Annotated in this window: 2 protein-coding genes and 1 pseudogene; all 3 read left to right on the plus strand. The window is 36.9% G+C overall.

Annotated features, from left to right (window positions below):
• Positions 1-208, plus strand: a pseudogene (locus P8M54_RS01750) (CDP-glycerol--glycerophosphate glycerophosphotransferase); the annotation flags it as partial.
• 20 nt (positions 209-228) lie between these two features.
• Complete coding sequence (locus tag P8M54_RS01755; RefSeq protein WP_300284330.1) at positions 229-1584, plus strand: bifunctional cytidylyltransferase/SDR family oxidoreductase; 1356 nt, start codon at positions 229-231, stop codon at positions 1582-1584.
• Between the two features lie 34 nt (positions 1585-1618).
• The coding region (locus P8M54_RS01760; protein WP_300284333.1) for a lipopolysaccharide biosynthesis protein at positions 1619-3070 on the plus strand (1452 nt) is incomplete at its 3' end.

Below are 3070 nucleotides of genomic sequence, written 5' to 3' on the forward strand. Positions count from 1 at the left end.
ACAAGCCATTCAGGTACATTATCAATCTAGAAATCAACAGCAATTGGTTGACTTTATTGAAAATGTAGTTTTACAGGAACAGGACACGATGATGATAGCCCGAAAAGCTTTTGTCGATGCGATTCTTTTCAATACCAATAAGCAAACTGCTTCATCCAGAATAGTAGAATTTCTTGAAAAGGAATTGTTTGTAAAGGAGTCGAATTAAAAATATACAGAATACAATACATGAATATAGCGGTTATTTTGGCAGGTGGTAAAGGAAGCAGATTAGAAAAATCTCTTCCAAAACAGTTTTTCAAAATTGCTGGAAAAATGGTGCTGGAGCATGCTGTAACCGCGTTTGAAAAAAATGAATGGATTGATGAAATAGCTGTTGTAGTCAACGAGCATTATATTTTTATGATCGAGGATATGATCATAAAAAACGAATGGAAAAAAGTGAAGCGCATCTTAGTAGGAGGAAAGGAGCGCTACCATTCTAGTTATGCAGCAGTGACAGCTTATGCTGATTTTCAAGATTCCAATATACTATTTCATGATGCCGCTAGGCCGTTAGTAAGTCAACGGATTATTACTGAAGTGGTCAAAAAACTAGATAGTTATGCTGCAGTCGATGTCGCAATTAATTCAGCTGATACCATTATCGAAGTCGAAGATTCCATTATAAAAGCGATTCCCGACAGAAGTAAAATGCGACGCGGGCAAACTCCGCAAGGGTTTAAGCAAAAAGTGATTGCACAAGCGTATAAATTAGCGCTGTTGGATGAGAATTTTGCAGCCACTGATGACTGTGGAATCGTTAAAAAATATGTACCATCTGAAAAAATAGTAGTAGTTGAAGGCGAAGAAGCCAACATGAAATTGACCTATCCAGAGGATACTTACATTTTGGATAAGCTATTTCAATTGCAATCAGGTGAATTGCAAAACATCGAATTAACTAAAGAAAATCTTGCTAATAAAGTCCTTGTAATTTTTGGAGGTAATTCAGGAATTGGGCAGTGTATTGCCGATTTAGCACTCGAACACGGTGCTAAAGTTCACTGTTTTTCAAGATCTCAAAATAATGTTGATATTGCTGATTTTGATGCCGTACAAAAAGCATTAAAAGCGGTTTCAAACCAAGAAGGAACTATTGATTACCTCATTAATGCAGCAGGAATCTTGCATAAAGAACCATTGGCATCAATGAAACAGCAAGCAATAGCGGAGTCCGTGAATACTAATTATCTTGGAATGATAAATATTGCTCTAGCTGCATTGCCTTATTTGAAAAAGTCTAAAGGGCATCTCTTGTTTTTTACTTCAAGTTCGTACACCAGAGGACGTGCTTTTTTTAGTATTTATTCCTCAGCTAAAGCAGCGACCGTCAATTTTGTCCAAGCCATATCGCAAGAATGGGAATCCTTTGGGGTCAAGGTAAATTGTATCAATCCAGAGCGGACTAAAACACCCATGCGAGTAAAAAACTTTGGTAATGAGGACGAATCAAGTTTATTAAATCCAGAGTTAGTTGCTATGCGAAGCCTTCAAACGGTGGTATCTGACTATACGGGTCAAGTTGTAGATGTTCGATTGTAAAAGCGACTAAATTATAAAGCTACTAAAAAAACCAATGTATATTTCTCCTCTAAAATCAGCTGCTGCAAAAGGAATCCTATGGACTGCCTTAGATAAATTTGCAAGTCAAATTGGGCAATTTATCGTAGGAGTAGTGCTTGCTAGATTATTAATGCCTGAAGATTTTGGTTTAATCGGTATGCTTGCGATTTTCATCGCCTTATCGCAAACGGTTATTGAAAGCGGATTAAATATGGGCTTGATCCAGAGCCAAGAGCGAAAAGCGATTGATTTCTCAACAACCTTTGTATTCAATTTAGTTATTAGTACTTTTTTTTACATTTTGTTATTTTTTACAGCACCTTATATAGCTGCTTTTTTTCGTCAACCACAGCTCATTGATTTGACTAGAATTTTAGGATTAAGTCTATTTATAAATGCTTTTGCTATTGTTCAAAGAACGATTTTAACAATAGACTTGGACTTTAAATCCATCGCAAAAAGTAATGTAGTAGGTGTCGTTTTTGGAGGTTTGTTCGGGGTAATCATGGCTTTGAATGGCTTTGGAGTCTGGTCCTTGGTAGTACAAATGATTGTGAGTTCCATAGCTACATCTGCAGCTTTGTGGTCGTATGGCAATTGGAAACTTTCTTTTTTATTTTCTACAGACTCCTTTCGTACTTTATTTGGTTATGGATCCAAGCTTTTGCTGGCGAGTTTGTACGCACAAACACTGAACAATATTTACAATATTTGTATCGGGCGTTTCTATCCCAGTACGGCTCTCGGCTATTATACAAGAGCCAAAACATTCGCAGATGTATCTGCGGGAACCATTGGAACTATTTTGCAACAAACCACTTTTCCGATATTCACCTTGATTCAAACGGATAGGAAAAGATTGGTTTCGGTCTACAGCCGAATGATTAAAATGGCAGCCTTTTGCACGATTCCCTTGATGACATTCATCGCTTTGTTAGCCAAACCAATTGTGATTTTGTTACTTACCGATAAGTGGGTTGCCTTGATTCCACTCTTGCAATGGATGGTATTTGCAAGGGTTTTATTACCCATGAGTGCAATTAATATGAATGTGTTGAATGCGATTGGTCGTTCTGATTTGTATTTAAAAGTGGACTTATGTAAATTGCCCATGACTGTAATTGCGCTGGTGATTACCATTCCGCTAGGAGTAAAAGCAATGATTATTGGGCATGTTATGACCTCGGCAATATCGTTTATAATCAACGCCTATCTACCGGGTAAACTTTTTGGGTACGGTGCAATTAAACAATTTAAAGATATGATTCCTGTCCTAATTGCCACTTGTGGAATGGCTGTGCTAATCGTACTAATTCAAATGATTACCGAAGGTTTACTTTTACAATTACTCTTGAGTGGAGTTTTCGGTTTGATAACCTATTTGGGTATTTGCCGTTTACTGCAAGTAGAAGAAGTTTTCGAATTGCGACAGTTGCTTTTAAATTTTAAAAAGAAAGTATATGAT

Origin of the sequence: Flavobacterium sp., from assembly GCF_029242675.1 — a bacterium.
In the GTDB taxonomy this organism is placed as follows: Bacteria; Bacteroidota; Bacteroidia; order Flavobacteriales; family Flavobacteriaceae; genus Flavobacterium.

Coding starts and splice junctions, on each gene's coding strand:
- P8M54_RS01755 (WP_300284330.1), top strand. CDS start 229: ATGAATATAGCGGTTATTTTGGCAGGTGGTAAAGGAAGCAGATTAGAA.